Raw genomic sequence first — 5,118 nt, 5'->3', positions numbered from 1 at the left:
GACGCGAGCAACGGTCCGCTCAAGGTGGTCGTCGCGCCGGTGCGGTCGGTGCTCCAGCCGCAGGTGAAGGGGCTGGCCGACCTCGAGCCGGTCGAGCTGTCACCCGGTGACACCGCGCCGCTCGACGACGTCGTACGCCGCCTCGCCGAGGCCGCCTACAGCCGCGTCGACCTGGTCGAGAAGCGCGGTGAGTTCGCTGTCCGCGGCGGCATCGTCGACGTGTTCCCCCCCACCGACGAGCACCCGTTGCGGGTGGAGTTCTGGGGCGACGACGTCGAGGAGATCCGGTACTTCAAGGTCGCCGACCAGCGCTCCCTCGAAGTCGCCGAGCACGGCCTGTGGGCACCGCCCTGCCGCGAGCTACTGCTCACCGACCAGGTGAAGGCGCGGGCCGCCGCGCTGGCCGAGGCCCACCCCGAGCTGCGCGAACTGCTGGACAAGATCGCCGAGGGCATCGCCGTCGAGGGCATGGAGTCGCTGGCCCCGGTGCTGGTCGACGACATGGAGCTGCTGCTGGACGTGCTGCCGGCCGGGGCGATGGCGGTCGTCTGCGACCCGGAGCGGGTCCGTACCCGGGCCGCCGACCTGGTCGCGACCTCCCGGGAGTTCCTGGAGGCGTCCTGGGCCGCCTCCGCAGGCGGCGGCGAGGCCCCGATCGACCTGGGCGCCGCCTCGCTGCGGTCGATCGCGGAGGTACGGGAGCGGGCGCGGGAGCTGGGGACGCCGTGGTGGTCGGTGAGTCCGTTCGCGGCGGACGAGGTGGGCGGGGCCGGGGATGCCGGTGCCTCCGGTGGGTCCCACCCCGGTTCGTCCGAGGGCTCGCACGGCTTCGGGGACGACGGCGACACCCTGCGGCTGGGCATGCGCGCGCCCGAGTTGTACCGGGGCGACACCGCGCGGGCGCTCGCCGACACCAAGGGCTGGCTCGCCGAGGGCTGGCGGACGGTGTACGTCACCGAGGGCCACGGCCCGGCCGCCCGCGTGGTCGAGGTACTGGGCGGCGAGGGCATCGCCGCCCGCCTCGCCGTGACATCGGCCGACGGCTCGGCGGGCTCCCTGGGCGACCTCGCCCCCTCCGTCGTCCACGTCGCGACGGGCTCGATCGAGCACGGCTTCGTCGACCCGGCGCTGCGGCTCGCCGTCCTCACCGAGACCGACCTGTCCGGGCAGAAGTCCTCCACCAAGGACATGGGACGCATGCCGTCCCGCCGCCGCAAGACCATCGACCCGCTCACCCTGGCCGGCGGCGACTACATCGTGCACGAGCAGCACGGCGTCGGCCGCTACGTGGAGATGGTGCAGCGCACCGTGCAGGGCGCCACCCGCGAGTACCTGGTGGTCGAGTACGCCCCCGCCAAGCGCGGCCAGCCCGGCGACCGCCTCTTCGTGCCCACCGACCAACTGGAGCAGATCACCAAGTACGTCGGTGGCGAGGCCCCGTCGCTGCACCGGCTCGGCGGCGCGGACTGGACCAAGACCAAGGCGCGGGCCAAGAAGGCGGTCAAGGAGATCGCGGCCGACCTGATCCGGCTCTACTCGGCGCGGATGGCCGCACCCGGCCACAGCTTCGGCCCGGACACCCCCTGGCAGCGCGAGCTGGAGGACGCGTTCCCGTACGCCGAGACCCCCGACCAGCTCACCACCATCGGCGAGGTCAAGGAGGACATGGAGAAGTCGGTGCCGATGGACCGGCTGATCTGCGGCGACGTGGGTTACGGCAAGACGGAGATCGCGGTGCGGGCCGCGTTCAAGGCGGTGCAGGACGGCAAGCAGGTCGCCGTACTCGTACCGACCACCCTCCTGGTGCAGCAGCACTTCGGCACGTTCTCCGAGCGGTACGCGCAGTTCCCGGTGAACGTGCGGGCGCTGTCGCGGTTCCAGACCGACGGCGAGGCGAAGGCCGTGCTGGACGGGCTGCGCGAGGGGGCGGTGGACGTGGTGATCGGCACACACCGGCTGTTCTCGTCGGAGACCACGTTCAAGGACCTCGGCCTGGTCATCGTGGACGAGGAGCAGCGGTTCGGCGTCGAGCACAAGGAGCAGCTGAAGAAGCTGCGGGCCAACGTGGACGTGCTGACCATGTCCGCCACGCCGATCCCGCGCACCCTGGAGATGGCGGTCACCGGCATCCGGGAGATGTCCACCATCACCACCCCGCCGGAGGAGCGGCACCCGGTGCTCACCTTCGTCGGGCCGTACGAGGAGAGGCAGATCGGCGCCGCGATCCGCCGTGAACTGCTGCGCGAGGGCCAGGTCTTCTACATCCACAACCGGGTCGAGTCGATCGACCGGGCGGCGGCCCGGCTGCGGGACATCGTGCCGGAGGCGCGGATCGCCACCGCGCACGGGCAGATGGGGGAGTCGCTGCTGGAACAGGTCGTGGTGGACTTCTGGGAGAAGAAGTTCGACGTGCTGGTGTCCACGACGATCGTGGAGTCCGGGATCGACATCTCCAACGCCAACACGCTCATCGTGGAGCGCGGCGACACCTTCGGCCTGTCACAGCTGCACCAGCTCCGGGGCCGTGTCGGGCGGTCGCGCGAGCGCGGCTACGCGTATTTCCTCTACCCGCCGGAGAAGCCGCTCACCGAGACCGCGCACGAACGGCTGGCCACCATCGCGCAGCACACCGAGATGGGCGCGGGCATGTACGTCGCCATGAAGGACCTGGAGATCCGCGGCGCCGGCAACCTGCTCGGCGGCGAGCAGTCGGGGCACATCGCGGGCGTCGGCTTCGACCTGTACGTACGGATGGTGGGCGAGGCCGTCGCCGACTACCGCTCGGCCCTCGAAGCGGGCGGCGAGCCGGAGGAGACGCTGCTCGAGGTCAAGATCGAGCTGCCGGTCGACGCGCACGTCCCGCACGACTACGCGCCCGGCGAGCGGTTGCGCCTCCAGGCCTACCGTGCCATCGCCGCCACCAACTCCGAGGCCGACATCGCCGCGGTCCGCGAGGAGCTGACCGACCGCTACGGCAAGCTGCCGGAGCCGGTGGAGAACCTGCTGCTCGTCGCCGGCCTGCGCATCCTGGCCCGCAAGGTCGGCGTCACCGACATCACCCTCCAGGGCACGAATGTCCGCTTCGGCCCGGTCGAACTGCGCGAGTCCCAGGAACTGCGGCTGAACCGCATCTACCCGCGCTCCCTCCTGAAGCCCGCCGCCAAACAGGCCCTCGTCCCGCGTCCCACCACAGCGCGCATCGGTGGGAAGCCGGTGGTGGGGCGCGAGCTGCTGCAGTGGACGGCGGAGTTCCTGACGACGGTGCTGGACAACTGAGGCTGTCGCCGGCCCGGGGCGCGGGCGCCGGGGTCGGGGCGGCCGGAGTGAGGCGCCGGGGTGGGTCGGGCGGCGGGCACGGGGCCCGCCTGGCTACTCGCGGCGGAGTACGACGTACCCCTCGGCGTTCGCCACCTGCGTGAACGTCGCCGTCGGATGCAACTGCTTGGCGTACGTCACCGGGTCCGGCACCCACGCCGAGGAGTTGTCGATCGCCATGTACTCCGGCACGACCCCGGGAGTGTCGCCGACCCAGTACACCGTCGTCCGGCGCGCCAGCCGGCTGATCGGCCCGACGTTCGCCTCCACGGTCGCGCCGTCGGGTATCCGGTCGAGTATCCGCTCCACGGCCTTGGTGCGCGCGTCCACCGTGTACGTCTCCCCGTGGATCAGCGACTCCAGCGGCATCGTCAGGCCGAGCGCGAGGGCCGCCCCCGCCACGGCGGCCGGCGCACCGGAGGCGTACGACCGCAGCCACGGCCGCCGGCTGCCGCGCGACGACGCGGCAGCGTCCACCAGCGCGAGGAACACCACCGGCATCAGCACGGCGCTGTAGTGCCAGTCGGTGCCCCAGTAGTGGTCGTCGTGCGAGACGAACCGCCACCCGATCGTCGGCAGCGCCGCCACGAGCAGCGGTGACCGCAGCGCCAGCAGCCCACTGGTCGGCAGCAGGATCCACAGCAGCGTGTGCACCGCGGTGCTGAACGGGATGTGCCCCGGCATCGGCGCCCCGTCGCCGTTGAGCTTGTTCCAGTAGGCGTAGGCGCCCCCGCTGTTGAACGCCGGGATGATCACCCCGAAGGCCAGCGCCGAGGCCGCCACCCCCAACCCGGCCAGCCCGATCGCCCACGGCCCGTACCGCAGCGCGTCGCCGAGCCGCTGTTCCCCGCCGCTCTCCTCCGCCGGCCCTGCGGACTCGGCCCCTGGGGACTCCGCCCACCCGCCCGCCCCGGCAACCTTCGCGGCCTCCGGCTCGGGGCCACGCCGAGTCCGCCACCAGACGATCACCCCGATCGAGGCGGCCGTCACCCCCATGTCCTCCTTGACGAGGACCAGCGGCACCGCCCACCACATCGCCGCCGCCCACCGCCTGCGGATCACCGCCTCCAGGGAGAACGCCAGCAGCGGCATCGCGAACGCGATCTCGTGGAAGTCGAACTCGACCGCCCGCTGCACCCCCCACGACAACCCGTACGCCGCCCCGACCGCCAGCCCGCGCCCCCGCCCCAGCAGTTCCGCGGTGACCCGCGTCACCGGAATCACCGACACCGCGAACAGCAGCGCCTGCGCCACCAGGAGGGTCACGGGCGAGGGGAACACACGGTAGAACGGCGCGATCAGCGCGGTGATCGGGCTGAAATGGTCCCCGAGGATGTTGAACCCCGGCCCCTTCAGATCGGCGACCGGCGCGTGCAGGTGTGCGTAGGACTTGACGGCCTGCTCGAAAATGCCCAGGTCCCACGACATCGTGAGCATCCGCCGGTAACGAGTCACCGACAGTGCCGTGTACGCCGCGAAGAACACCGCGGCCAGCAGATACGGGTCCGGACGTGCCCCGGGCACCCGGAACCGGAACCGCCGCGCGGCCACGGACTCCTCGGCCCCCTCCCGGACGGCGCCCGCGGAGACCTCGCCGGTCCTGGCGCCCTGCGCCGGAACAACGGCCTCGGCCCTGTCCATCGTCGTCCTCCCATGGAAGCGGGGTCGGGGTCTGCCGGAAAAGATACGGGACGAGCCTGTGCCGAGGGGACCCGCGAGCCCCTCCCGCGGGCTCCCTGACCGTAGCCGACCCGTCACCGACCGGTCACTCGCGCCGCAGGACGACCACCCATCCGCCTGCCG

General features: G+C 72.2%; 2 protein-coding genes. One reads left to right on the top strand and one right to left on the bottom strand.

Annotated elements, in window-relative coordinates; translation table 11 throughout:
• The first annotated feature begins 24 nt into the window (after positions 1 to 24).
• Positions 25 to 3,276 carry a transcription-repair coupling factor gene (mfd, locus tag VIW71_RS11100; protein WP_414720725.1) on the top strand — a complete coding sequence of 1,084 codons (3,252 nt, stop codon included), beginning with the start codon at positions 25 to 27 and terminating at the stop codon, positions 3,274 to 3,276.
• A 93-nt stretch (positions 3,277 to 3,369) separates the two neighbouring features.
• On the opposite strand, the gene VIW71_RS11095 is transcribed toward mfd, so the two are convergent.
• Complete coding sequence (locus VIW71_RS11095) at positions 3,370 to 4,956, bottom strand: DUF2079 domain-containing protein (protein ID WP_331621926.1); 1,587 nt, start codon at positions 4,954 to 4,956, stop codon at positions 3,370 to 3,372.
• Between the last annotated feature and the right edge of the window lie 162 nt (positions 4,957 to 5,118).

It is taken from the genome of Streptomyces sp., assembly GCF_036524955.1.
Lineage (GTDB): Bacteria > Actinomycetota > Actinomycetes > Streptomycetales > Streptomycetaceae > Actinacidiphila.
The sequence above is the reverse complement of the archived record's forward strand: the minus strand, read 5'-3'. Positions and strand labels throughout refer to the sequence as shown.

Bases quoted from the DNA above. Each gene is read 5' to 3' on its own strand.
- VIW71_RS11095 (WP_331621926.1), bottom strand. From the start codon at position 4,956: ATGGACAGGGCCGAGGCCGTTGTTCCGGCGCAGGGCGCCAGGACCGGC.